This window comes from Stenotrophomonas maltophilia (assembly GCF_039555535.1).
In the GTDB taxonomy this organism is placed as follows: domain Bacteria; phylum Pseudomonadota; class Gammaproteobacteria; order Xanthomonadales; family Xanthomonadaceae; genus Stenotrophomonas; species Stenotrophomonas maltophilia_Q.
In genome coordinates this window covers 88,380-112,730 of sequence record NZ_CP154630.1, presented here as the reverse complement: position 1 = coordinate 112,730, position 24,351 = coordinate 88,380, and the positions used below count along the sequence as shown (strand labels likewise).

Annotated in this window: 17 protein-coding genes; 11 read left to right on the top strand and 6 right to left on the bottom strand. The window is 68.0% G+C overall.

All coding sequences use genetic code 11. The features are described 5' to 3' along the window. From AASM09_RS00455 to AASM09_RS00440, 4 genes are read right to left on the bottom strand one after another with little or no spacing between them, the layout of a single operon-like run. Positions 1-2,052 carry a phospholipase D family protein gene (locus AASM09_RS00455; RefSeq protein ID WP_049429866.1) on the bottom strand — a complete coding sequence of 684 codons (2,052 nt, stop codon included), beginning with the start codon at positions 2,050-2,052 and terminating at the stop codon, positions 1-3. Further along, positions 2,049-2,666, bottom strand: a complete 618-nt coding sequence (locus tag AASM09_RS00450) for a YceI family protein (protein ID WP_049429867.1) — start codon at positions 2,664-2,666, stop codon at positions 2,049-2,051. Before AASM09_RS00450 ends, AASM09_RS00455 begins: the two co-directional genes overlap by 4 nt. A gap of 4 nt (positions 2,667-2,670) precedes the next feature. After that, positions 2,671-3,147: a SixA phosphatase family protein gene (locus AASM09_RS00445; protein ID WP_005407539.1), complete on the bottom strand. Its 477-nt coding sequence runs from the start codon at positions 3,145-3,147 to the stop codon at positions 2,671-2,673. 49 nt (positions 3,148-3,196) lie between these two features. Continuing rightward, the gene (locus tag AASM09_RS00440; protein ID WP_049429868.1) at positions 3,197-3,826 is read right to left on the bottom strand and encodes a ParA family protein; all 630 of its coding nucleotides are present in this window, start codon (positions 3,824-3,826) and stop codon (positions 3,197-3,199) included. Between the two features lie 123 nt (positions 3,827-3,949). Here AASM09_RS00440 and AASM09_RS00435 point away from each other — a divergent pair, with 123 nt between their 5' ends. Continuing rightward, the gene (locus AASM09_RS00435; protein WP_049429869.1) at positions 3,950-5,434 is read left to right on the top strand and encodes an AAA family ATPase; all 1,485 of its coding nucleotides are present in this window, start codon (positions 3,950-3,952) and stop codon (positions 5,432-5,434) included. Positions 5,435-6,013: 579 nt separating this feature from the next. On the opposite strand, the gene AASM09_RS00430 is transcribed toward AASM09_RS00435, so the two are convergent. Continuing rightward, entirely contained in the window at positions 6,014-6,649 is a 636-nt protein-coding gene (locus AASM09_RS00430) for a tetratricopeptide repeat protein (protein WP_049427797.1), read from the bottom strand. A gap of 171 nt (positions 6,650-6,820) precedes the next feature. On the opposite strand from AASM09_RS00430, the gene AASM09_RS00425 reads away from it, so the two are divergent. After that, positions 6,821-10,507: an indolepyruvate ferredoxin oxidoreductase family protein gene (locus tag AASM09_RS00425; RefSeq protein WP_049427798.1), complete on the top strand. Its 3,687-nt coding sequence runs from the start codon at positions 6,821-6,823 to the stop codon at positions 10,505-10,507. 36 nt (positions 10,508-10,543) lie between these two features. Here AASM09_RS00425 and AASM09_RS00420 read toward each other — a convergent pair whose 3' ends face one another. Then, complete coding sequence (locus AASM09_RS00420; RefSeq protein WP_049427800.1) at positions 10,544-11,158, bottom strand: DUF938 domain-containing protein; 615 nt, start codon at positions 11,156-11,158, stop codon at positions 10,544-10,546. 751 nt (positions 11,159-11,909) lie between these two features. On the opposite strand from AASM09_RS00420, the gene AASM09_RS00415 reads away from it, so the two are divergent. The 9 genes from AASM09_RS00415 to AASM09_RS00375 are packed head-to-tail and all read left to right on the top strand — an operon-like array spanning position 11,910 to position 24,258. Beyond that, positions 11,910-13,541, top strand: coding sequence for a TldD/PmbA family protein (locus AASM09_RS00415; protein WP_049430849.1), 1,632 nt, complete (start codon positions 11,910-11,912; stop codon positions 13,539-13,541). Between the two features lie 30 nt (positions 13,542-13,571). Then, positions 13,572-15,206 carry a TldD/PmbA family protein gene (locus AASM09_RS00410; RefSeq protein WP_049430850.1) on the top strand — a complete coding sequence of 545 codons (1,635 nt, stop codon included), beginning with the start codon at positions 13,572-13,574 and terminating at the stop codon, positions 15,204-15,206. A gap of 21 nt (positions 15,207-15,227) precedes the next feature. Next, positions 15,228-16,562 carry a TldD/PmbA family protein gene (locus tag AASM09_RS00405; RefSeq protein ID WP_049430853.1) on the top strand — a complete coding sequence of 445 codons (1,335 nt, stop codon included), beginning with the start codon at positions 15,228-15,230 and terminating at the stop codon, positions 16,560-16,562. Beyond that, complete coding sequence (locus AASM09_RS00400) at positions 16,562-17,269, top strand: DUF4159 domain-containing protein (protein WP_049430856.1); 708 nt, start codon at positions 16,562-16,564, stop codon at positions 17,267-17,269. The genes AASM09_RS00405 and AASM09_RS00400 overlap by 1 nt, the downstream gene beginning before the upstream one ends. A 16-nt stretch (positions 17,270-17,285) precedes the next feature. Further along, positions 17,286-18,269, top strand: coding sequence for an AAA family ATPase (locus tag AASM09_RS00395; protein ID WP_049430858.1), 984 nt, complete (start codon positions 17,286-17,288; stop codon positions 18,267-18,269). 7 nt (positions 18,270-18,276) lie between these two features. Continuing rightward, complete coding sequence (locus AASM09_RS00390) at positions 18,277-19,173, top strand: DUF58 domain-containing protein (RefSeq protein WP_049430860.1); 897 nt, start codon at positions 18,277-18,279, stop codon at positions 19,171-19,173. Then, entirely contained in the window at positions 19,170-20,291 is a 1,122-nt protein-coding gene (locus AASM09_RS00385; RefSeq protein ID WP_049430861.1) for a BatA domain-containing protein, read from the top strand. The genes AASM09_RS00390 and AASM09_RS00385 overlap by 4 nt, the downstream gene beginning before the upstream one ends. Then, positions 20,288-22,453 carry a hypothetical protein gene (locus AASM09_RS00380; RefSeq protein ID WP_049430863.1) on the top strand — a complete coding sequence of 722 codons (2,166 nt, stop codon included), beginning with the start codon at positions 20,288-20,290 and terminating at the stop codon, positions 22,451-22,453. Before AASM09_RS00385 ends, AASM09_RS00380 begins: the two co-directional genes overlap by 4 nt. Next, positions 22,450-24,258 (top strand): hypothetical protein, encoded by a 1,809-nt coding sequence (locus AASM09_RS00375; RefSeq protein ID WP_049430865.1) that lies wholly within the window; start codon positions 22,450-22,452, stop codon positions 24,256-24,258. The genes AASM09_RS00380 and AASM09_RS00375 overlap by 4 nt, the downstream gene beginning before the upstream one ends. Positions 24,259-24,351: the final 93 nt, after the last annotated feature.

Sequence of the window (24,351 nt, the reverse complement as noted above, 5' to 3'; positions counted from 1 at the left end):
TCAGAGGATGGGAACAAGGCCGGCGCCGAATGCGGTCAGCATGCGTACCAGCAGCCACTTCGGGCCGACGTTGACTTCGGGGAAGTCGCCGACGGCGACGTAGCAGCGATGGAAATCAGGATCCTGCCTCGGCAGCGGCTGCGGGCACTCCGGGCCGGGCTTGAACTCGTAGTCGGTGGCGTAGCGCCACGGCCAGAAATCAAGGATGGGCAGCGCTTCGGAAGCCTTGCCGACGCTGTAGTTCAGCCCCGACAGCACCGGTGGCTTGGCCCGCGGCGCCACCGTCCAGGAGTTCTGCGGGTGGGTGTCACGCAGGATGCTCTGCGCCAGTTCCTCGGCAAAAACCGGGTCGTCGATGATCACCGCGCCTTCGGTGTTGTAGTTCTCGCTGCGCGGATCGAAGTTGTGGGTGCCGACCACGCCGATGCGGCGGTCGACCACCAGCGACTTGGCATGCAAGCCCATGCGCGCGCCCTTGCGGGTGACCGGCAACGGCTTGTTGACCGCCTTGCTGCCCAGGAACGACGGCCGCGTCTCGGTGCGCAGCAGGCGCGTTTCCACCTCGCTGCCGGCGGCGCGACGGCGCGCGCGTGCGTTGTCGTAGGCACCATCGCTGTGGCGATGGTTCAACGGGCCCTGCCTGCTGCCTTCACCCGAACCACTACTGCTGCCACTGCGTGCGTTGCTGCCGGCGGCACTGCCACCGATCAGCGGGTTGCGGTCGCCCTCGTCTCCCCCCCCGGGCGCGGCAATCGGGTCCGGCAGCAGGTTGCGGTAATCGACCGGCGCATCCAGCGGGAATGGCTTGTATTCGAAGATGTTGAAGCCCAGTTCGCGCATGTTGCGCCGCTTGTACTTGTACGACAGCGCATACACGATCGGGTTGTCGGTCGCCGCCAGGCTGTTGCTGGACACCACCACGCGTGGTGGCTGCGGGCGCTTGCGCAGTTCACGGAACAGCTTCTGCGCCGGCTTGGACAGCACCAGGTACGGTGTCTGCAGGATCACTTCCTTCTGCGCACTGGCGATCAGCGCATCCAGCTGTGGCTCGGTCACATGCTGGCCGGCCAGCGGTGCATCGGCCTTCTCGCGGCGATGCTTGCGTGGCAGGTCGGCCACGTAGCGCACCGAAGCCACTGGTAGCGCGGTATCGACGAAGGACCGGGTGACGAACTCGGTGTCGTTGGCTTCGGCGCTGACCCGCTGTACCCGTTCCGGGCGGCGGAAGGTGGCCGGTGGCAGCGTTGGCACGCCTTCGCGCAGCAAGGTGCGGCCCACGTCGTTCAGGCGCTCGGCCGGGACGCTGCGGTGGGCGCGCCAGAACGCGTCGAAGTTGGCCGCCATCGCACGCGCTTCCGGACCGGCGATCAGCACATCGCGGTCGCGGAAGTTGTACTCGCGGTCCCAGTCGTAATAGTCGTCCTGGTAGTTGCGGCCACCGACCACGCCGATCGCATCGTCGATCACCAGCAGCTTGTTGTGCATGCGCTGGTTGAACCGGCGGAAGCAGCACAGCACGCTGCCGGCATAGTCGAAGTAGTTCAGCCGGGCCTTGCCGAAGGTCGGGTTGTAGACCCGCAGCTGGAAGTTCTGGTGGGCACCGGACAGGGCGCCGAGGATCTGCAGGTCGGAGATCGCCGAGAGCTGGTCGATCAGCAGCCGCACCTTCACCCCGCGGCGCGATGCGGCCAGCAGTTCGTCGATGACGAGGCGGGCGCTGTCGTCCTTGTCGAAGATGTAGGTCTGCAGGTCGATGCTGCGGGTGGCACTGCGCAGCAGGTTCAGGCGTGCGACCAGGGCACCCTCGCCCTCATCGAGCAGGGTGGCGTAGTGGCGCGGTCGTTCCGGGGTGGATTCGGTGAACGCCCGGCCCGCCAGCGCACGCAGCGGCGAGTCCTGCGCACAGCGGTCGGCACGCTGGCAATCAACCACGGTCGAACGTGCCTGCACGGCGATGGCCTCGGCGCGGTCGCGCTCGGCATTCGACAGCGATGCACAACCGCTGCCCAGCAACACGGTTGCCAGCGCCAGTACACGCAGCAGGAGGTTCACGGTTTCGGCGCCTCGCTCAGGCGCGCACGCAATACGAAAGTCACTCGGTCACTCAAGGCAAGCTGCCAGCTGTCCATGCCATACCGGCCTCGCTGCACGGTACCGCGGCTGACGACGTCGCAATCATAGCCGGGTCGGGCGCACTCCGCCTTCTCGACCTTCAGTGTCTCGGGGTGGCTGATCCCGCGCAGGGTCAGCCGGCCATTGATGTCGCCACCGCTCTCCACGGTTTCCGGCCAGTACGGCAGCGAGTCGAACTCGACCAACGGATGGCGGGCGGCATCGAAGAACTCCTCGCCGCGCATCCAGCCGGTGTAGCGTGATTTGCCAGGAATCTCGACCGAGCGCGTGAACATCTTCAGGTGCACCTGGTGGCGGCCGTCGGAGAGTATCTCGATGCGCCCTTCGAAGTGCGGGAACAGGCCTTCGATACGCTGCCCGAAGCGGGTGCGCACCTCGAAGCCGATCTGCGAACGCTGGGTATCCAGGCGCATCACCCGGTGCGCTTCGGCGACCACCGGTGGCAGGGTGGTCGGCGTGGGCACGGCGGCCCAGGCCGGGCCGAGTGCCAGCAGCGCGGGCAGCAGACAGCGGCTGCGCCGCGCCAGGCTCATCGGATCACGGCCACCAGAATGCGTTCAGGCTGGCCACGCCTGGCTCGATCGAGGCCTCACGCGGGAAGCCGAGCACGGCGATGCCCGCCGGCGGCATGCCGCGGTAGTCGCTGCTGGTACCCTCGGTCATCAACGCCACCAGCCGCTCCAGGCCCGGGTTGTGGCCAACGATCAGTACCCGGTCGAGATCACGGCGGTCGTCCACCAATGCCGCCAGGGTGCCGGGGGTGGCTTCGTAGATGCGGTCTTCCAGGCGCTTTTCCACGTAACCGATGGTGCCGAGCACGGCTTCCAGGGTTTCGCGGGTACGCCGCGCCGGTGAACACAGCACGCAGTCCGGCAGCAGGTTGTTTTCCTTCAGCCACTTGCCGGCGGCTTCGGCTTCGGCCAGCCCCACCGGCGACAACGGCCGGTCGAGGTCGGCCTGGCCGGGGGTAGCCGGTTCGGCATGGGCATGGCGCAGCAGGATCAGTTCACGCATCGCGGGTTTCCATGAAGAAGAGGATGCAGCAGAAAGAGTGACGCAGGCATCAAAGCTTGAGCCAGGACAGCAGCGGCTCCCAGTCGGCCTGGTGCTCGCGCACCTGGGCGGAGCGGTAGTCGAACAGGCTGCGGCCGAGGCCGGTCATGACCACGTAGCTCTGGCTGTCACGCAGCTGCGCGACCACCGGGTACGGCCATTCGGCCAGCATCTGCAGCGCCTGCTGCGAGGTCTGGGTCCAGGGCTTGGTGCGGTTCAGGACCAGCCCGACCGGCAGCTTGCGGCTGTGCACCCGCGGGTTCCGGGCCAGGCTGTTGAGGAAGCCGACGATGGCTTCGATGTCCAGCGCCGAGGGCAGCACCGGCACCACCACCGCGTCGGCAGCGTCAAGGAAATGGGGGATATCGTCGGCCAACGCACCGGCCGGTGCGTCGATGATGACGGTTTCGGTGCCGTCGGGCAGCTTCTGTGCCCACTGCTTCTTCCGATACACATCAATGGGGAGCACCGCGCTTTCCAGCCCGGCACGCCGTTGTGCCCAGCGGGTGCTGGAGCCCTGCGGGTCGGCATCGGCGATCACCGTGGCCTTGCCCTGCAATGCCGCGTACGCGGCCAGGTGGGTGGCGAGGGTGGTCTTGCCCACCCCGCCCTTGGAACCGGCCACCAGGATCGTCTTCATGCCAGCCTCGCTTCCGGGTACGTGCCCCGAGCGTACACCGGCGGTGGTGACGGGAGGTAGCACTGTGCTGAACCTGTAGCCATCGCCTTTGCTATCGTGGCGCCCCCGAAGGATCGAACCGGCATGAGCGAGCTGCAGGACCTGAGCGCACTGATCCGCGCCAACACCCCCCTGATCGTGATCGAGACCCAGGACGAGGGTCGCATCGTCGATCTGTTCCGGCAGACGCTGATGCACGTATGGCGGGCGCTGCACCGCTGGTCGATCACCGAGGGCCTGCGCCGCATCGACCTGGACAGCGAAGATCCGCCGGTCGGGCCACCCGACGCCAGCGCGGCCCTGCAGATGATCCGCCAGGCCGAGCAGCGCGGGGTCTACCTGCTCCTCGATTTCCACCCCTACCTGGGTTATGCCAGCCACCAGCGCGCCCTGCGCGACCTGATCCAGCGCCGCCACAGCGAACCTCATGTGCTGGTGCTGATCGGTGCCAAGGTGGAACTGCCGGCCGAGCTGGAAGCGCTGGCGGTACGCTTCAACCCGCGCCTGCCCGACGCCAACGCCCTGCTGAAGATGCTGCGCGAGGAGGCCGATGCCTACGCCCGGGAGCATGGTGGCCGCCGGGTCGAGGTCGACAGCGAGGCGGTGAAGAAGATCCTGAAGAACCTGCAGGGCCTGAGCCTGGTCGACGCCCGGCGCATTGCGCGCCAGCTGATCTACGCCGACGGTGCGCTGCGCGACGACGACCTGCCGCAGCTGGCACGACTGAAGTTCGAACTGCTCAACCGCAGCGGCCACCTGTTCTTCGAGCATGACAGCGCGCGCTTCGGCGACGTGGCCGGCGCCAACCGGCTCAAGCGCTGGATCAACCAGCGGCGTGTGGCGTTCATCGCTGGCTCGGCACCGGCCGGGCTGGACCCGCCGCGCGGCATGCTGCTGCTGGGCGTACAGGGCTGCGGCAAGTCGATGCTGGCCAAGGCCACCGCTGCCGGCTTCGGCGTGCCATTGCTACGCCTGGACGTGGGTGCGCTGTACAACAAGTACCACGGCGAGACCGAGGCCAACCTGCGCCAGGCCCTGGCTTCGGCCGAGCAGCTGGCGCCCTGCGTGCTGTGGATGGACGAAATCGAGAAGGGCCTGGCCAGCGGTGGCGAAGATGGCGGCGTGTCGCGCCGCGTGCTCGGCCATCTGCTGACCTGGATGGCCGAGCGCAAGGCACCCGTGTTCATCGTGGCCACTGCCAACCAGGTGCACGAGCTGCCTGCCGAGCTGCTGCGCAAAGGCCGCTTCGACGAGATCTTCTTCGTCGACCTGCCCTCGCCTGAGGTGCGCGTGGAGCTGCTGCGGCTGCACCTGGGCCGGCGCCAGCTCAACGCCGACGACTTCGCGCTACCCGCGCTGGCGGCTGCCGCCAATGGGTTCTCCGGCGCCGAGATCGAACAGGCGATCGTGGCCGGGCTGTACGCGGCGCATGCCGAGGGCCGGCCGCTGGACACCGAGCTGCTGATGAACGAGATCCGCGCCACGCGGCCGTTGTCGGTGCTGATGGCCGAGCAGGTGGAGGCACTGCGGGCGTGGGCGTCGGGGCGGACGGTTTCCGCGGACGATTGAGTTTCCAGCGAACGGCGCAGCCCCTCGTGGTTGCTCGCTGGAGGCGAATGCCGGGTGGGGCCGGGCGGACAGGCTGCGCAGGGGACGCTGCAAGTACGTCCATGTAAGCTCGATCGCCGCATCCATGCGGCTCACGCCCCTGCGCAGCCTGCCCGCCCGGCCTCTGACAGTTTCCGGGGGCGATCAGCCACGTAGAAGAAAGAAGAAGAGCAAGAGCAAAACCGGTTGGCTGGCCGCTTTTTGTAGAGCCGAGCCCACGCTCGGCTGCATTTCGATCAGATATCGAATAGTCGATTCCGATACAGATTCCTCCACGCATGGCGTGGATCTACCGTGTCGACCAAGGTCGACACCTACCAACTGCAGCGTCGAACCGTCAGAGGTGGGGCGGTGTGGGTTGGCAGGACCGTTGGCGCCATGGATGGTGCCATCGAGCCCCCAGGGACGGGTCTACGGCGTGTCCTGCCAACCCACACCGCCCCGCCATCCCGCGAAATGCCCGCTGTTGCTGTTGCTTGGGCTGTTGCTTCGGCCGTTGCCTCTGCGGGTGCCGGGTGCAACCCGGCCGAACCCCCAACCTCAGGGCCACGCAGGCGGTGCGGCCGCCCAGGCCTGCTGCACTTCGGCCAACGACGCACGCTCATCATCGCGCCATTGCGGCAGCAGCTGTGCGTAGTTGGCACTGGTGCTCCACTGCGACGGCTCGGTACGCACCGCCGCGGCATACCACTGCACCGCTTCCTGTTTCTGCCCCATCCGCCACAGCGCCAGCGCATAGGTCGGTGGCACCCAGCTGGGCTTGCTGCGCGCATTGCCGGCCGATGACAGCCATTGCTCCAGCGCTGCCTCCGGCTTGCCTTGGCGCAGCAGGTCCCAGCCATAGTTCCAGCGCACGCTGCGGCCCGCGCTGCTCTGTGCCGGCGCCTCCTTCAAAGCCTCGCCGTACAGCTGGTCGGCCAGCTCGGCACGGCCCTGGGTACTGGCCATTGAAGCCAGCTGCACGGTGGCTTCCACCGCTCGCCGGCCGCGCTCGCGCAGCCTCACCAGCTGGGTGACCAGCTCATCGCCCTCGCCCTGCATCGCCACCATCGGTGCCGCCGCCAAGTCGCTGTCGAAGTAGAACTCCTGTGGTGCCGGCATGGCCGGCGCGGCCCACGCCGTGACCGCTCCCGAGGCCAGCAGAACGCTGGCCAGGATCTTTCCTGGAACTGACATCCCTTCTCCCCAGGCTGCACAACCGCAGCCTCCCTCTCTCGCCCCGATCCTAACCCCAGCAGCGGCGCGGGCGCGAGTGCCGGGACCACCACGGCCCCGCTGCTACAATTCGCGCCTTTCCCGCCGCGTGCCTGCACGCGGCCGGTGCCAGCCGATCCTACCGGGCCAGCCATGACCAGTACCGCGCAACTCACTTCGCCCTCTTCCGCCGACCTGCTCGACCGTGATTACACGCTCGACCACAAGTACACCCGCAACGAGGGGCGGATCTACCTGAGTGGCGTGCAGGCGCTGGTGCGGCTGCCACTGATGCAGCGCCTGCGCGATGCCGCCGAAGGCATCGACAGCGCCGGCTTCGTCAGCGGCTATCGTGGCAGCCCGCTGGGTGGCTTCGACCTGGAACTGTGGCGCGCGCGCAAGCATCTTGAAGCGGCGAAGGTGAAGTTCACCCCTGGCCTGAACGAGGATCTGGGCGCCACCATGGTGTGGGGCACCCAGCAGACCAACCTGTTCCCCGGCGCCAACGTGCAGGGCGTGTTCGGCATGTGGTACGGCAAGGGCCCGGGCGTGGACCGCTGCGGCGACGTGTTCAAGCATGCCAACGCGGCCGGCACCTCGCGCTACGGCGGCGTGCTGGCGCTGGCTGCCGATGACCATGCCTGCCGCAGCTCGACCCTGCCCCACGGCAGCGAAGACGAATTCGTCAGCGCGATGATGCCGGTGCTGAACCCGGCCGGCGTGCAGGACATCCTCGACATGGGCCTGCTCGGCTGGGCGATGAGCCGCTATACCGGGCGCTGGGTCGGCTTCAAGACCATCGCCGAAACGGTGGAATCATCGGCCTCGGTGCAGGTCGATCCGCTGGCGCGCCGCATCGTGCTGCCGGAAGACTTCGAGCTGCCCGGCGGGGGCCTCAACATCCGCTGGCCGGACCCGCCGATGGACCAGGAGATGCGCCTGCACCGCTATGCGGTGAAGGCCGCACAGGCCTTTGCCCGCGCCAACGGCATCGACAAGGTGGTGATGGACGCACCGCGCGCGCGGCTGGGCATCGTCACCACCGGCAAGAGCTACCTGGACGTGCTGCAGGCGCTGGAGTACCTGGGCCTGGACGAAGCCGCCTGCGCCGACATCGGCATCCGCGTGTACAAGGTCGGCATGACCTGGCCGCTGGAGCCGGAAGGCATCGCGCGCTTCGCGCAGGGCCTGGAAGACATCATCGTGGTGGAGGAAAAGCGTGCCTTCATCGAGCGCCAGATGAAGGAACAGTTCTTCAACTGGCCGGCCAGCTGGGGCCAGCGCCCGTCCATCGTCGGCAAGTACGACGAAAGCGGCGAGTGGATCCTGCCGTCCACCGGCGAACTTACCCCCGCCACCATCGCCGGCGTGATCGGCCGCCGCATCCAGAAGTTCTTCAACAACGAATCGATCGAACAGCGCCTGCAGTGGATGCAGGAAAAGGAAGCCGAGCTTGCGTTGCCGCGCGCCAGCTTCCCGCGCGTGCCGCATTACTGCTCCGGCTGCCCGCACAACACCTCCACCACCGTGCCGGAAGGCTCGCGTGCGCTGGCCGGCATCGGTTGCCATTACATGGTGACCTGGATGGACCGCAGCACCGACACCTTCACCCACATGGGCGGCGAAGGCGTGACCTGGGCCGGGCAGGCGCCGTTCACCGATACCCCGCACGTGTTCCAGAACCTGGGCGACGGCACCTATTTCCATAGTGGTTCGCTGGCGATCCGCCAGGCAGTCGCGGCCGGCGTCAACATCACCTACAAGATCCTCTACAACGATGCGGTGGCGATGACCGGCGGCCAGCCGGTGGACGGCCCGCTGAGCGTGCCCGACATTGCACGGCAGATGCGCGCCGAAGGCATCCACACCATCGTGGTGCTGTCGGACAACATCGGCAAGTGGACCGGCCAGCGTGAGCACTTCCCCAGCGACGTGGAGTTCCACGACCGCAGCGAGCTGGATGCCGTGCAGAAGCGCCTGCGCGAAGTGAAGGGCGTCTCGATCCTGATCTACGAACAGACCTGCGCCACCGAGAAGCGCCGCCGTCGCAAGCGCGGCAAGCTGGAAGACCCGCAGAAGCGTGTGCTGATCAACTCGCTGGTCTGCGAAGGCTGCGGTGACTGCGGCAAGAAGAGCTTCTGCGTGTCGGTGCTGCCGAAGGAAACCGAGTTCGGGCGCAAGCGCGAGATCGACCAGTCCAACTGCAACAAGGACTACTCCTGCGTGAACGGGTTCTGCCCGAGCTTCGTCACCGTGCACGGTGGACAGCCGCGCAAGGGCAGCAAGCGCGATGCCTCCACGCTGCTGGACAACCTGCCGGCACCGACCATCCGCGGCACGCTGGAACAGCCCTGGAACATCCTGATCACCGGCGTCGGCGGTACCGGCGTGGTGACCATCGGCGCGCTGCTGGGCATGGCCGGCCACCTGGAAGGCAAGGGCGCGACCGTGCTCGATCAGACCGGACTGGCGCAGAAAGGCGGCGCGGTGACCACCCACATCCGCATCGCTCGCCGCCCCGACGACATCCATGCCGTGCGCATCGCCGCCGGCGAGGCCGACCTGGTGCTGGGCTGCGACATGGTGGTGGTGAATGACTACTGGGCACTGTCCAAGGTCCGCGCGGGCCGTTCGCAGGTAGTACTGAACACCTATGAAGCGATGCCCGGCACCTTCACCACCCGCCCGGACATGCAGTTCCCCGCCGCCGACATCGTCGCCGGCGTGCGCGTGGCCCTGGGCGGCCAGGAACCGCTGCTGCTCGATGCCACCCAGCTGGCCACCGCGCTGCTGGGCGATGCCATCGCCGCCAACCTGTTCATCCTCGGCTACGCCTGGCAGCAGGGCCTGGTGCCGCTGTCGTTCGAGTCGCTGATGCGCGCCATCGAGTTGAATGGCGCCGCCGTGGCGATGAACCAGCAGGCGTTCGCCTGGGGCCGCCTGGCCGTGGTCGATCCGCAGGCCGTGCAGCAGGCCGCCGGCCTGGTGCGCAACCGCCACACCGATACCGAATCCACCCCGGGCCCGCTGCACGCGCTGCCGCCGGGCGAGTGGGAAGGCAACGAGTGGGGCGCCACCGCGGCACCGCGCAACACGGCCGACGAACGCGAACTGCGCGGCCTGCCCTCGCACGGTGGCGACGTGGCCTTCCTGCCGCTGGACGACGCGCGCCTGTCGCGCTCGCTGGATGAAATGATCGAACGGCGCGCCGCGTTCCTGGTCGAGTACCAGGATGCCGCCTACGCCAAGCGGTACCGTGATCTGGTGGCACGCGTGCGCGCCACTGAGGCCGACCGCATCGGCGGTTCCACCGCGCTGACCGAGACCGTAGCCCGCTACCTGTTCAAGCTGATGGCCTACAAGGACGAGTACGAAGTGGCCCGCCTGTACACCAGCGGCGACTTCCAGCGGCGCCTGCAACAGCAGTTCGAGGGCGACTACCAGCTGCGCTTCCACCTGGCACCGCCGCTGTTCGCGAAGAAGGACGAGCAGGGCCGGTTGCTGAAGAAGGAATACGGCCCGTGGATGTTCAAGGCGTTTGGCCTGCTGGCCAAGCTGAAGTTCCTGCGCGGCGGCCGGCTCGACGTGTTCGGGCGCACTGAAGAGCGCCGCATGGAGCGCCAGCTGATTGCTGATTACGAGGCGACGGTGCAGGTGCTGCTGGACGGCCTGGAGGATGATCGTCTGTCGCTGGCGGTGGAAATCGCCAGCATTCCCGAGCACATCCGCGGCTTCGGCCACGTCAAGGAAGCGCATTTCGCACAGGCCAAGGCGCGTGAAGCGGCGCTGCTGGCGCAGTGGCGCAATCCGAAGGCGCTGCATATCGTGCAGGTCGCTTGAAGGTGGTGCCGGCCGCTGGCCGGCACTACCGGCGGTTCAGCCCAACCGCCACAGCAACAGCCGGTTGTTGGCCGGCATCGCCACGTCACCCAGGCGGGTGAAGCCGTTGTCTGCCGCCAGCGCCTGCACCGCTTCGCTATCGCGGATACCGCTGCGCGGGTCGCGCGCCTTCAGCCAGCCATCGAACTGTGCGTTGCTGTCGCTGGTGTAGCGGCCGCCGTAATTGAACGGCCCATACACCGCCAGCAGCGCGCCATGGCGCAGCACCGGTGGCAGCGCGGCGAACAGCGCCTGTACGTGGTCCCAGCTCATGATGTGCAGCGTGTTGGCGCTGAACCCGGCGTCGAACGCGCTGCCCTCGGGTAGCGACAGGCCGGGTGCCGGCGGCAGTTCCACCTGCAGCGCCAGCGGCGGCAGCAGATTCAGCAAGGCTGCTTCGGCACGCCATGCCTCGATGCCAGGGAGATGATCCGGGTGATCACTGGGCTGCCAGCGCAACCACGGCCAGCGCTCGGCGAAGAAGGCGGCGTGCTGGCCGGTGCCGCTGCCGACTTCCAGCACCCGGTGGCGGTCACCCATCCACGGATCGAGTGCGGCGGCGATCGGTTCGCGGTTGCGCTCGCAGGCTTCTGAATACGGCTTGCTCGACATCAGGACGGGGTCCAGGCGGGGTCGGCCCATTGTGCACGAGGGGGTGTTGCTCGGCAGGGCGGCGCCCTGCACCCGCCGAAGCCGGAGCCAGAGCAACGTCAAAAGCTGGCATTCCGTGGGATGGCGGGTGGGTCCGGTGGCGGGGGACGCCGTGAATCCGTCCATGGAGGCTCGGTCGCGCCTTGCTCGTGTGCGCTGTCCTGCGCACACGGCAAGACCGGGGTTGGGCGTCCTGCCCAACCCGCCCGAGGCATGCCTCGGGCCCATGCCGCTCACGCCCCGCAACCGGACCCACCCCGCCTTCGACAGTTTCCTGCGGTCTGCAGGAACGGCTCTCGGGATCAGATCCGTTTTCCGCAGGAAAACGGATCTGACCCCATTTTTATGTATCGATATCTGACAGATGTGTCGACCAAGGTCGACACCTACCAACAGCCACCCGGAATCTGTCAGAGGTGGGGCGGTGTGGGTGGGCAGGACCGTTGGCGCCATGGATGGCGCCATCGAGCCCCCAGGGACGGGTTTACGGCGTGTCCTGCCCACCCACACCGCCCCGCCAACTCACGGAATGCCGCTTCGGCTTCGGCTTCGGCCGTTGCATTGAGCAGGTGCAGGGCGCAGCCCTGCCGAAACCCTCCCCAACCATGACTGCAGTCACTTGTCCCCGCGCGCCGTGCTGGCGAAAGTCGAGGAGTTGACGTGATCGGTCCGGCCTGTTGCCAACCGCACGCAAGCGAGAGAGAGAAACGCTGTGCAACGACGTGAGTTCCTGGCTTTTTCCGGTCTGGGCCTGGCGGGCCTGCTGCTGCCGCATTCCCGTGCCATCGCCGCCGAGCAGCTGTTGGCGCCGGTCGATACCGCCCAGCGCCGGCGTCTGGCCGAGCTCGCGCTGGCAGCCGCACGCACCGCCAAGGCCAGCTACTGCGATGTGCGCATCGGGCGCTACCTCAACCAGTCGGTCATCACCCGCGAGCATCAGGTCGGCAATGTGACCAACCGCGAATCGTCCGGCGTGGGTGTGCGGGTGATCGTCAACGGTGCCTGGGGCTTCGCTGCAACCCATCAGCAGACCGAGGCCGCCGTGCGCGCTGCGGTCGAGCAGGCTGCGGCGATCGCCCGTGCCAACGCCACCATCCAGACCCGGCCGGTGCAGCTGGCGCCGACGCCCTCGGTCGGAGAGGTGCGCTGGCAGACACCGGTGCGCCGCAACGCGATGGCGGTGCCGATCCAGGACAAGGTCGAGCTGCTGCTGGCACTCAATGCCGCCGCGCTGAATGCGGGTGCCGACTACATCAATTCCACCCTGTTCCTGGTCAACGAACAGAAGTACTTCGCCTCCAGCGACGGCTCGTTCATCGACCAGGATATCCACCGCATCTGGCTGCCGTTCACCGCCACCGCCATCGACAAGGCCAGCGGCAGGTTCCGTACCCGCGCCGGCCTGTCTTCGCCAATGGGCATGGGCTACGAATTCCTTGATGGCGATGCGCGCGGCAAGGTGCAGTTGCCGGGCGGCATCACTGCTTACCGCGACTCCTACGACCCGGTCGAGGACGCCATTGCGGCCGCCCGCCACGCGCGAGAGAAACTGAAGGCGCCGTCGGTGAAGCCCGGCAAGTACGACCTGGTGCTGGACCCATCCAACCTGTTCCTGACCATCCACGAGAACGTTGGCCACCCGCTGGAACTGGACCGCGTGCTCGGCTACGAGGCCAACTACGCCGGCACCAGCTTCGCCACGCTGGACAAGCGCGATGCCGGCTTCCGCTGGGGCAGCGATATCGTCACCTTCTTCGCCGACAAGACACAGCCCGGCAGCCTCGGCGCGGTCGGCTACGACGACGAAGGGGTGAAGACCCAGCGCTGGGACCTGGTGCGCGACGGCATCCTGGTCGACTACCAGGCCACCCGCGATGAAGCCCATATCCTCGGGCGCGATGCATCGCATGGCTGCAGTTACGCCGATTCCTGGTCCAGCGTGCAGTTCCAGCGCATGGCCAATGTCTCGCTGGCGCCGGGCAAGCAGCCGCTCAGCGTCGAGGACATGATCAAGGACGTGGAGAACGGCATCTGGATCCACGGCCGCGGTTCGTATTCGATCGACCAGCAGCGCTACAACGCGCAGTTCGGTGGCCAGCTGTACTACCAGATCAAGGACGGAAAGATCGCCGGCATGGTCGAGGATGCGGCCTACCAGATCCGCACGCCGGAATTCTGGAATGCCTGCACCGCGATCTGCGATGAGCGTGACTTCCGCCTGGGCGGTTCGTTCTTCGACGGCAAGGGCCAGCCCGGCCAGGTCTCGGCGGTCTCGCACGGTTCGTCCACCACCCGTTTCAACGGCATCAACATCATCAACACCGCGCGCAGTCTCGGCGCTTGAGCCACCCATCCTTCGACATGGAGAGCAGCCTTGCAAAGACGTGACTTCCTGGCCCTGACCGGGCTTACCGCGGGCGGGCTGATCGTGCCCTCCTTCTTCGGCAAGGTGATCGCCGCCGAGCAGCTGCAGTCCACTCTCGACCCGGCGCTGAAGAAGCGCTTGGCCGACGCCGCCCTGCAGGCCGCACGCAGCGCTGGCGCCACCTACTGCGACGTGCGCATCGGCCGCTACCTGCGGCAGTTCGTGATCACCCGCGAAGACAAGGTGCAGAACGTGGTGAACACCGAGTCCACCGGTGTGGGCATCCGCGTGATCGTCAACGGTGCGTGGGGCTTTGCCGCCACCAATGCGCTGGGCACCGCCGACGTGGCCAAGGCCGCGCAGCAGGCGGCGGCCATCGCCAAGGCCAACGCCGGCGTGCAGACCGCGCCGGTACAGCTGGCCAAGGCACCGGGCGTGGGCGAGGTGAGCTGGCGCACGCCGATCCGCAAGAACGCGATGGAGGTACCGATCAAGGACAAGGTCGGCCTGCTGCTGGACGTCAACGCTGCGGCGATGGGTGCCGGTGCCAGCTTCGTCAACTCGATGCTGTTCCTGGTCAACGAGCAGAAGTACTTCGCCTCCACCGACGGCTCCTACATCGACCAGGACGTGCACCGCATCTGGGCGCCGATGACGGTCACCGCCATCGACAAGTCCAGCGGCAAGTTCCGTACCCGTTCGGGCCTGTCCTCGCCGATGGGCCTGGGATACGAGTACCTGGATGGCGCCACCGCCGGCAAGGTGGTAGGCCCCAATGGCGTGGTCAACTACAGCTCCTCCTACGACATGAAGGAAGACGCCATCGCCGCCGCAAAGCAGGCGCAGGAGAAACTGAAGGCGCCGTCGGTGAAGCCGGGCAAGTACGACCTGGTGCTGGACCCGTCGCACACCTGGCTGACCATCCACGAGTCGATCGGCCACCCGCTGGAACTGGACCGCGTGCTCGGCTACGAAGCCAACTATGCCGGCACCAGCTTCGCCACCCTGGACAAGCGCGAACAGCATTTCCAGTACGGCAGCGAGCTGGTCAACATCTTTGCCGACAAGACCCAGCCGGGCAGCCTCGGCGCGGTGGCGTACGACGACGAAGGCGTGAAGTGCAAGCGGTGGGACCTGATCAGCAATGGCAAGCTGGTGGACTACCAGACCATCCGCGACCAGGCCCACATCCTCGGCAAGACCGAGTCCGACGGCTGCTGCTATGCCGACTCGTGGTCCAGCGTGCAGTTCCAGCGCATGGCCAACGTGTCGATGGCGCCAGGCAAGAAGCCGCTGAGCGTGCCCGACCTGATCAAGGACGTGGAGAACGGCATCTACATCATCGGTGACGGTTCGTTCTCGATCGACCAGCAGCGCTACAACGCGCAGTTCGGCGGCCAGCTGTTCTACGAGATCAAGAATGGCCAGATCACCCGCATGCTGGAAGACGTGGCCTACCAGATCCGCACGCCGGAGTTCTGGAATGCCTGCACCGCCGTGGCCGACGAGCGCGACTACCGCCTGGGCGGTTCGTTCTTCGACGGCAAGGGCCAGCCGGGCCAGGTCTCGGCGGTCTCGCACGGCTCGTCGACCGCGCGCTTCAACGGCATCAACGTCATCAACACCGCACGCAGCCTCGGCTGACCGGTCAGGAGCCCTTACACCATGAGTATCTTCACCGAAGCCCAGGCCAAGGCCATCCTCGACAAGGTCATTGCCCTGTCCAAGGCCGACGAGTGCACCGCCGTGCTGGCCGGCGCGATCAGCGGCAACATCCGTTTCGCACTGAACAACGTGTCCACCAGCGGGATTGTCGATAACACCGAACTGGCGGTCACCGTCGCCTTCGGCAAGCGCGTCGGCACCGCCTCGATCAACGAGTTCGACGATGCCGCGCTGGAACGCGTGGTACGCCGCGCCGAAGACCTGGCCCGCCTGGCCCCGGAGAACCCGGAGTTCATGCCGGCCATCGGCAAGCAGAGCTACCGCGCCAGCCCGACCTTCAGCGAATCCACGGCCGCGATCGATCCGGCCTTCCGTGCCAAGGTTGCCGCCGATTCAATCGCGCCGTGCCGTGGCCACGGCCTGATCGCCGCCGGCTTCCTCGAAGACGGCCAGGGCTTCCAGGCCACCGCCAACAGCAACGGCAACTTCGCCTACCAGCGCACCACCAACTTCGATTACACCTGCACCGTGCGTACCGAAGATGGCCGTGGTTCGGGCTGGGTCGGCCGCAACCTGAAGGATGCGGCGGACTTCAAGGCCGACCAGGACATCCGCATCGCCATGCGCAAGGCCACTGAATCGGCCGAGGCCAAGGCGTTGGAGCCGGGCAAGTACACGGTCATCCTGGAGCCGGCCGCGGCCGCCGGCCTGATCAGCTTCATGATGAACTTCTTCAGTGCACGCTCGGCCGATGAGGGCCGCAGCTTCCTGTCCAAGAAGGGCGGCGGCAACAAGCTGGGCGAGCAGGTCTACGACCCGCGCGTGACCATGTTCGCCGACCCGTGGCACCCGGATGCGCCTGTACTGCCGTGGGACAACGAGGGCCTGCCGCGCGAGCGCATGGCCATCATCGAAAACGGCAAGATCGCCAACCTGGACTACTCGCGTTTCTGGGCACAGAAGCAGGGCAAGACCGCCAAGGCGTCGCCGGGCAACCTGCTGATGAGCGGTGGCGACAAGAGCACCGCCGAGCTGGTGCGCGGCACCCAGAAGGGCATCCTGGTCACCCGCACCTGGTACATCCGCATGGTTGATCCGCAGACCGTGCTGCTGACCGGCCTGACCCGTGACGGCACCTTCTACATCGAGAATGGCCAGATCAAGCACCCGGTGAAGAACTTCCGCTTCAACGAATCGCCGGTGATCATGCTCAACAACATCGAAGAGCTGGGCAAGCCGGTGCGCGTGGCCGGTGATGAATCCAGCTACGTGATGATGATCCCGCCGATGAAGCTGCGCGATTTCACCTTCACCTCGCTGTCCGACGCCGTCTGATGGATCGCCGGGCCTGCCTGCGCTGGTTGGCCGCTGCCGCTTCGGCGGCGGCGCTGCCGGCCTGGGCACAGGCAGGCCCGCGCAGTTCACGCTACGACTTCTGGTTCACCCGGCTGCAGTACGACTCCGGCGACTGGGACGTGGACGCACGCATGCCGTCCAACCTGATCACCTCGCTGATCGACTACACCTCGCTGCGGGTGGACCCGCAGGAACACGTGGTGGCCCTGGCCGACCCGCGCATGCTGGAAGCGCCGTTCTGCTACCTGGCCGGGCACACGCTGGTCGAGTTCAACGCCGCGGAGCGGCAGAACTTCGTGCGCTACGTGCGCAACGGCGGCTTCGTCTTCGTCGATGACTGCAACCATGACATCGACGGGTTGTTCGCCACCTCGTTCGAAGCGCAGATGGGCCGCCTGTTCGGGCCCAGGGCATTGCAGAAACTGCCCAACAGCCACGCGCTGTACCGCAGCTTCTTCCGATTCCCCGACGGCCCGCCTGCGACCAGCTTCGAGCTCAACGGCTGGGGCGATGACCTCGTGCACGACTACCTGAAGGGCATCGAGGTCGATGGCCGCCTGGGCCTGCTCTACAGCAACAAGGACTATGGCTGCGAGTGGGACTACGACTGGCGCAACAAGCGTTTCCTGGCCGAAGACAACACCCGCTTCGGCGTCAACATCGTGATGTACGCGTTGAACAACTGATAGGACCTGCACGCCCATGACCGCCCCCGACCTCGATTCCCTGCTGCCGCGCCTGCACGATCTGCGCGCTGCGCTCGCACGCGCGGTGGTGGGCCAGAACACCGTGGTCGAGCAGCTGCTGATCGGCCTGCTGGCCGGCGGCCACTGCCTGCTGGAAGGTGCGCCCGGGTTGGGCAAGACGCTGCTCGTGCGCTCGCTCGGCCAGGCCCTGGAACTGCAGTTCCGGCGCGTGCAGTTCACCCCCGACCTGATGCCCAGCGACATCCTCGGCACCGAGCTGCTGGAGGAAGACCACGGCACCGGTCATCGCCATTTCCGCTTCCAGCAGGGCCCGATCTTCACGAATCTGCTGCTCGCCGACGAACTCAACCGCACCCCACCCAAGACCCAGGCGGCGCTGCTGGAAGCCATGCAGGAACGCACGGTCAGCTACGCCGGCACCACCTATGCGCTACCGGCGCCGTTCTTCGTGCTGGCCACGCAGAACCCGATCGAGCAGGCCGGCACCTACCCGCTGCCGGAAGCGCAGCTGGACCGCTTCCTGCTGCACGTGCTGGTGGATTACCCCAGCGAGGACGAGGAACGGAAGATCCTGGAGCAGACCACCGGCGGCGCCACCGACACGGTGCCGAAGGTGATGGATGCCGAGGCGGTGATCGCACTGCAGGCCGCGGTGCGCCAGGTGCATGTCAGCCCCGATGTGCTGGCCTGGATCACCCGCCTGGTACGCGCCAGCCGGCCTGGCGAAGGCGCTCCGGCTGCGATCAACCAGTGGGTGAAGTGGGGCGCCGGCCCGCGTGCCGGCCAGTCGCTGGTGCTGGCAGCGAAGGCACGCGCATTGCTGCAGGGCCGCTTCGCCGCCACCCGCGAGGATGTGCAGGCACTGGCCGCGCCGGTGATGCGCCATCGCCTGCTGCTGTCGTTCGCCGCCGAGGCCGAGCAGAAGCGTGCCGACGACGTGGTCGCCGCGCTGCTGCAGGCTGTGCCGTTCCCGGGTTGAGCCACGCGTGAACGCAGGTACGCCGTTGACCCTGCCGCCGGAACTGCGTGCGCGCCTGCGTCTGCTGCGGTTGCGGCCGCGCCTGGCCAGCGGGGCAAGCGGCATCGGCCAGCACGCCAGCCGCAGCCGCGGTGCCGGCCTGGAATTCGCCCAGTACCGTGCGTACGAACCGGGTGACGAACTGCGCCAGATCGACTGGAAGCTGTATGCGCGCTCGGACCGCTTCTTCTTGCGCGAGTCCGAACGCGAAAGCCCGATAACGGTCTGGCTGCTGCTTGATGCCACCGCCTCGGCCGGCCAGGCTGATCGCGCGGCACCGCAGCGCACGCGACTGGACCACATGCGTGGCGTGGCCGCATGCCTGGTTGAACTGGCCCTGCAACAGGGTGATCGCTTCGGCCTGCTGGCGATCAATGGCGATGGCCTGCAACTGGTGCCCGCGGCGAACGGCGCGCGCCAGCGCGACCGTGTGTATCTGCAGTCGCAGGCGCTGCAGGCACGCGGCGGCTGGCCTGCACCTGATCGCCTGCGCCCGCTATGGGAACGGGTGCGTCCAGGCGACCTGCTGCTGGCGATCGGTGATGGCTTCGATGAGGCCGGCATCGTGCTGCTGGAACAACTGGCCAGCGCCCGCCGCGAAGTGGCACTGCTGCAGATCCTGACCGCTGACGAACGCGATTTCCCCTTCGACGCCGGCCACCGCTTCCGCGACCCGGAGACCGGCGAAGAACTGCTGGGCGATGGCGTGGCGATCCGCACCGACTACCTGCAGCGCTTCGCCGATGCACGCAGCGCGCTGCAGGCGCGCCTGCAGGCCAGTGGCATCGCCAGCGCCAGCGGTTGGCTCGACCAGCCACTGGACCAGCCGCTGCAGGCGCTGTTCGGCCGTGGGGGCGGCGCATGAACCTGTTGTTCCCGCTGGGCCTGGCCGCGCTCGCCGCATGGCTGCTGCCGTTGTTGATCCACCTCGCCCGCCGCCATCCGTACACGCCGCTGGATTTCGCCGCGCTGCGCTGGCTGCGCGCGCAGATCCGACCGCGCCAGCGCATCCGCTTCGATGACTGGCCGCTGCTGCTGGTGCGCCTGCTGCTGTTGGCCGCGCTGGCGCTGCTGCTGGCGCGCCCGGCGCTGACGGGCCCTGCGCCGGTCCCCGCTGCGTGGACCGTGGTGGCCCCAGGACTGGATGCCGCCGCACTGCGTGGCACCGTCAACGATGGCAACTGGCATTGGCTGGCAACCGGCTTCCCCTCCATCGACCAGTCACCGCTGGCCTCCAATGCCTCCCTGCCCAGCCTGCTGCGCGAACTGGATGCCCAGCTGCCGGCCGGTACCGCGCTGACCGTGCACATGCCCGATCCGCTGCCCGGCCTGGACGGCGCACGCCTGCAGCTGTCGCGCGATGTGCAGTGGCGCCCGCATGCCGTGGCGGCCACAGCCACACAGGCCGCCACGACGCCGCCACGGCTGCGCGTGCACGCCAACGCGCCCGCCGGGGTGCAGCGCTGGATCGGTGCACTGCAGCGGGCCTGGGGCGTGCAGGCACCCTCGGCACCGTTGACGGCCGATGCCTTGCCCGAACGCGGCGAGATCGGTGTCTGGAGCCGCAGCGACGCACTGCCGCCGCACTGGCAGGCGTGGCTGCGCGACGGCGGCAGCGTACTGAGCGCTGCGAAACCTGCCACCGAGGCCAGTGTGCTGCTGCGCAGCGCCGATGGCGCGCCGCTGCTCTGGCAGCAGCGCGTCGGTCACGGACGCTTGCTGTCACTGCCCGGTGACTGGGACATCACCACCCATGCCGCGTTGCGCGACGCGCAGCTGCCACGCTCGCTGCTTCTGGCACTGCAACCGCCATCGCCCCCACGCGTGGGGGATGCAACAGACCACGCGCCCCGCCAGACCGCTCTGCCGGCCGCAACGCCGCCGCTGCGTGAGCCGACCGCATGGCTGTTACTGGTCGTCGTGCTGCTGTTCGCCGTTGAACGCTGGATGGCCAGCAGCGCCCGGCGCAGGGTGGCAGCATGAACGCGTTGCAACGTGCCTGGCAGCGCGCGCGACGCCGACGCGCCCTGATCACCCTGCTGCTTGGCCTGCCGTTGGCGCTGGCCGCCACCGCGCTGGCGCTGCGCCTGTCCGGCTTCGATCTGGCCTGCGTGGTCGGGACGCTCGTCGTGCTCGCCTGCGCCGCCGTTGCGACGGCGCGTGCCCGGCAGCTCGACCGTCGGTGGCTGCAGCGGCAACTTGATGCAAGCGGCGCCAGCGAGGACAGCGCGGACCTGCTGTTCGCCGAGACCGCCACGCTCAATCCGCTGCAGCAGCGCCAACGCACGCACGTGCTGGACACGCTGGAGCGCCGCATGCCGGAGCTGCGACCGCGCTGGCCGCGTGCGGCGCTGGCCCTGTGCTGGATTGCGGGCCTGACCATCGCACTGCTGGCATTCGGCTGGCCGCGCTCGAACAGCGGCCCCGCCACCGCTGCACCCACGTCGCACGGCGGCACCCCGCCCGCGGGCCCACTGCACCTGCAGTCCACCCGCCTGCGCATCGACGCACCGGCCTATACCGGCCAGGCCACGCTCACCCAGAATGCGCTGGATGCCAAGGTTGCCGCCGACAGCCGCCTGTCGTGGTCGTTGCGCTTCGACCGTGCACCGGACAAGGCGTGGCTGCAGTTCCACGATGGCCGACGCCTGCCGCTGAACGAACAGGACGGCCAATGGCAGGCGCAGGACGTGGCACGCGCGCCGGTGCTGTATCGCGTGGTGAGCGAACCGGCATTGGCCGAGACCCGCCTGCATCGGCTGGACGTGGTAGCCGACCGTGCACCCTCCGTGCGCGTGCTGGAACCGGCGGCCAGCCTGGTGCTGGCCTCGCCCGGACAGCGCCAATGGTCGCTGCGCTTCGAGGCCGGCGACGACTACGGCGTGGCTGCACAGGCAACGCTGTCGATCACGACCACCCAGGGCAGCGGTGAGAACATCACCTTCGTCCGTCGCAGCGTCAGCCTCACCGGCAGTGGCGCGCCGACCGCACGACGCTTCGCGCATACGCTCGACCTCGCCGCGCTGGGTGCGCAGCCTGGCAACGATGTGATCGCCCAGCTGGAAGTGCGCGACAACCACGCGCCCATACCACAGGCGGGACGTAGCAGCAGTGTGATCCTGCGCCTGCCCAGTGCCGAGGTTGCGCTGGGTGCCGAGCTGGAAGGCCGTATCAGGAAGACACTGCCGGCCTACTTCCGCAGCCAGCGACAGATCATCATCGATGCCGAGGCCTTGATCCGGCAGCGGCGCGGTCTCGCCGCCGATGACTTCATCAAGCGCAGCGATGCGATCGGTGTCGACCAGCGCATCCTGCGCCTGCGCTACGGCCAGTTCCTGGGCGAGGAAAGCGAAGGCGCACCGAAGCCGCCGCCGACCAGCGACCTGCCCACCAGCGATACGCCGACCGCAGATGGCCACGACGACGATCACGAGCACGACCATGGCGCGCAGGCCGATGCGCACGACGACCATGGCCATGACCATGGCGGTACAGCCAACGCAGATACCCCGCCGGTGTTCGGCAGCGCGACCGACGTGCTTTCCGAGTACGGACACACCCACGACCACGCCGAGGCGGCGACCCTGCTCGACCCGCAGACCCGTGCCACGCTGAAGGCCGCGCTGGACCAGATGTGGTCGGCTGAAGGCGAGCTGCGCCAGGGCCGGCCGGAGCAGGCGCTGCCATTCGCCTACAAGGCGCTGGGCTTCATCAAGCAGGTGCAGCAGGCCGAGCGCATCTACCTGGCCCGGGTCGGGCCGGAGCTGCCCCCCATCGATGAAGGCCGCCGGCTGGGTGGTGATCGCGCCGGGCTGTCCAGCCGTGAACTGCCGCTGGCCGCACGCACGCCGCCGGACCCGGCCATTGTCGAAGCCTGGCAGCGTCTCGGCGATGACATCGGCACACCCGATCTCGATGCGCTCGCGACCTGGCAGCAACGCAACGCTACCTACCTGCCCGATGCACTGGACCTGGCTGCCGCCATCGAACAGCTGCGCATCGAGCCCGGCTGCCGCGACTGCCGCCAGCGCCTGCGTGCGCAGCTGTGGCGTGCCCTGCAGCGTCCGTTGCCGCAGGTAATGCGGCGCAGTGCAGCCGATGCGATGGGGCAACGGTATCTCGACGCGCTGGAGGCGCAGCCATGAACGCCTCCGGTTCGAGCCTGTGGATTGCGCTGCTGCTCGCCCTGGTCGTGGTCATCGCCAGCGTGCGCCAGTTGCGTGGAAGCACAACGCACCCAGGCCGCCGCTGGGTCGTCATCGCGCTGCAGATCGCCGCTGCCACGCTGCTGTATTTCTGCCTGCTGCCACCTCCCCATCAGCGACCGGCCGCCGGCCTGGTCGTGCTCGGCGCCGAGGCCGACAAGGTGGGCGCACCGCCGGCCAGCGAAGGTCCGCTGCTGCTGTTGCCGGAAGCGGGCGATGTACCTGATGGGCAGCGTATCCCCGACCTGGCCACCGGGCTGCGCCAACACCCCGCCTCCACGCTCACCCTCGTTGGCGCCGGCCTGGTCGCACGCGATCGCGACGCGACGTTGCCGGGCGACGTGCGCTGGCAGGCAGCACCCGCACCGCTCGGCTGGGTCGCGCTGCAGCCACCGGCCGACGTTGCTCCCGGTGGCCGCTTCGAGGTACAAGCGCAGGCGCGTGGCGCGGCAAAGGCGAAGGCCGAGCTGCTGGACCCGGCCGACACCGTGGTCGATCGCGCGGACGTTGCCAAAGACGGCCGCGTCCAGCTCACTGGCATCGCCCGCGCCGAAGGCCGCAGCGTATTCCGGCTGCGCCTGCTCGACACCGAAGGCCATGTGGTGGATACCGTACCGGTGCCGCAGCAGACCCTTCCGGCAGCGCCCCTGCGCCTGTTGGTGCGTGCCAGCGCGCCCGGCCCGGAACTGAAGTACCTGCGGCGCTGGGCCGCTGACGCGGGCCTGCGCGTGCAGGTGCAGGCCGATACCGGTGCAGGGCTCAGCGTGGGCGATGGCGTGGTTTCGCTCGATGCTGCAACGCTGGCGCGCGGCGACCTGCTACTGCTGGACGAACGCGGCCTGGCGGCCCTGAGTGCAGGCCAGCTGGCCGCCGTGCGTCAGGCGCTGCGCGACGGTCTGGGTGTACTGGTACGCAGTGCGGGGGCACCTTCGGCCAGCGCGCGCCAGCGCCTGCACGATCTTGGCCTGCCCGTGCAGGGCGATGGCAGCAGCCACACCCTCGAACTTCCCGGCGACGGTGACACCGCGGTCCTTGCCGCGCGCCGTGGCCCGCTTGCCGCCGGCACACTCCCAACCGGCTACGGCGAAGAGGCCGACCGCAGCTCGCACAGCGCTGCGCTGCCTTCGCTGGAAGCACTGGCATTGCAGGCACCGGGCAGCAACGCACTGCTGCAGGGTCTTGATGGCAAGGCCGTCGGCGGCTGGCGCTCGGCCGGCAAGGGACGCATCGGCCTGCTGCCCATCACCGACAGCTGGCGTTGGGTGCTGGCGGGCCGCGATGACCGCCACGGCGAACTGTGGAGCGGCGTGGTTGCCACGCTGGCACGTGCGCAGGGCAGCGGTGATGCGCTGTGGTCACCACAAGCGATTGCCTGGGCCGGCGAACGGCAGGCGCTGTGTGGCGTACAGGCGCCGCTGCAGGCCTTCGACCCGCGTGGCGACGGCGTACCGCTGATCGTCGATGGTGCGACATCGGCGCTGCGTTGTGCCGGCTGGTGGCCACGTGGCGCAGGTTGGCAGCGCCTGCAGCATGGGGACAGTATCGTCTGGCGCTATGCATTCGACCCGAAGGACGCGCCCGCACTGCATCGGCAGGCGATGATCGATGCGACCACGCAGGCGCTGGCCCGCAGCACGCCCGCGAATGCACAGGCCACGCAGCCGGTGGCTGGCTCGCGCTGGCCATGGTGGCTGGCCTTCGTGCTGTGCGCCTCGCTGCTGTGGTGGCTGGAACGGCGGCGGTGACTTCGGGGTCGGATCCCTTTCGCCCGCGAAAGGGCTCTGACCCCGGCCGATTGGATCGCAAAGAGCATCCATGCATGGCGTGGATCTACTGGT

What these genes read in the sequence shown, in the direction of transcription:
- AASM09_RS00450 (WP_049429867.1), bottom strand. Translation starts at nt 2,666, where the DNA reads ATGAGCCTGGCGCGGCGCAGCCGCTGTCTGCTGCCCGCGCTGCTGGCA.
- AASM09_RS00445 (WP_005407539.1), bottom strand. Translation starts at nt 3,147, where the DNA reads ATGCGTGAACTGATCCTGCTGCGCCATGCCCATGCCGAACCGGCTACC.
- AASM09_RS00440 (WP_049429868.1), bottom strand. Translation starts at nt 3,826, where the DNA reads ATGAAGACGATCCTGGTGGCCGGTTCCAAGGGCGGGGTGGGCAAGACC.
- AASM09_RS00435 (WP_049429869.1), top strand. Translation starts at nt 3,950, where the DNA reads ATGAGCGAGCTGCAGGACCTGAGCGCACTGATCCGCGCCAACACCCCC.
- AASM09_RS00430 (WP_049427797.1), bottom strand. Translation starts at nt 6,649, where the DNA reads ATGTCAGTTCCAGGAAAGATCCTGGCCAGCGTTCTGCTGGCCTCGGGA.
- AASM09_RS00425 (WP_049427798.1), top strand. Translation starts at nt 6,821, where the DNA reads ATGACCAGTACCGCGCAACTCACTTCGCCCTCTTCCGCCGACCTGCTC.
- AASM09_RS00420 (WP_049427800.1), bottom strand. Translation starts at nt 11,158, where the DNA reads ATGTCGAGCAAGCCGTATTCAGAAGCCTGCGAGCGCAACCGCGAACCG.
- AASM09_RS00405 (WP_049430853.1), top strand. Translation starts at nt 15,228, where the DNA reads ATGAGTATCTTCACCGAAGCCCAGGCCAAGGCCATCCTCGACAAGGTC.
- AASM09_RS00400 (WP_049430856.1), top strand. Translation starts at nt 16,562, where the DNA reads ATGGATCGCCGGGCCTGCCTGCGCTGGTTGGCCGCTGCCGCTTCGGCG.
- AASM09_RS00395 (WP_049430858.1), top strand. Translation starts at nt 17,286, where the DNA reads ATGACCGCCCCCGACCTCGATTCCCTGCTGCCGCGCCTGCACGATCTG.
- AASM09_RS00385 (WP_049430861.1), top strand. Translation starts at nt 19,170, where the DNA reads ATGAACCTGTTGTTCCCGCTGGGCCTGGCCGCGCTCGCCGCATGGCTG.
- AASM09_RS00380 (WP_049430863.1), top strand. Translation starts at nt 20,288, where the DNA reads ATGAACGCGTTGCAACGTGCCTGGCAGCGCGCGCGACGCCGACGCGCC.
- AASM09_RS00375 (WP_049430865.1), top strand. Translation starts at nt 22,450, where the DNA reads ATGAACGCCTCCGGTTCGAGCCTGTGGATTGCGCTGCTGCTCGCCCTG.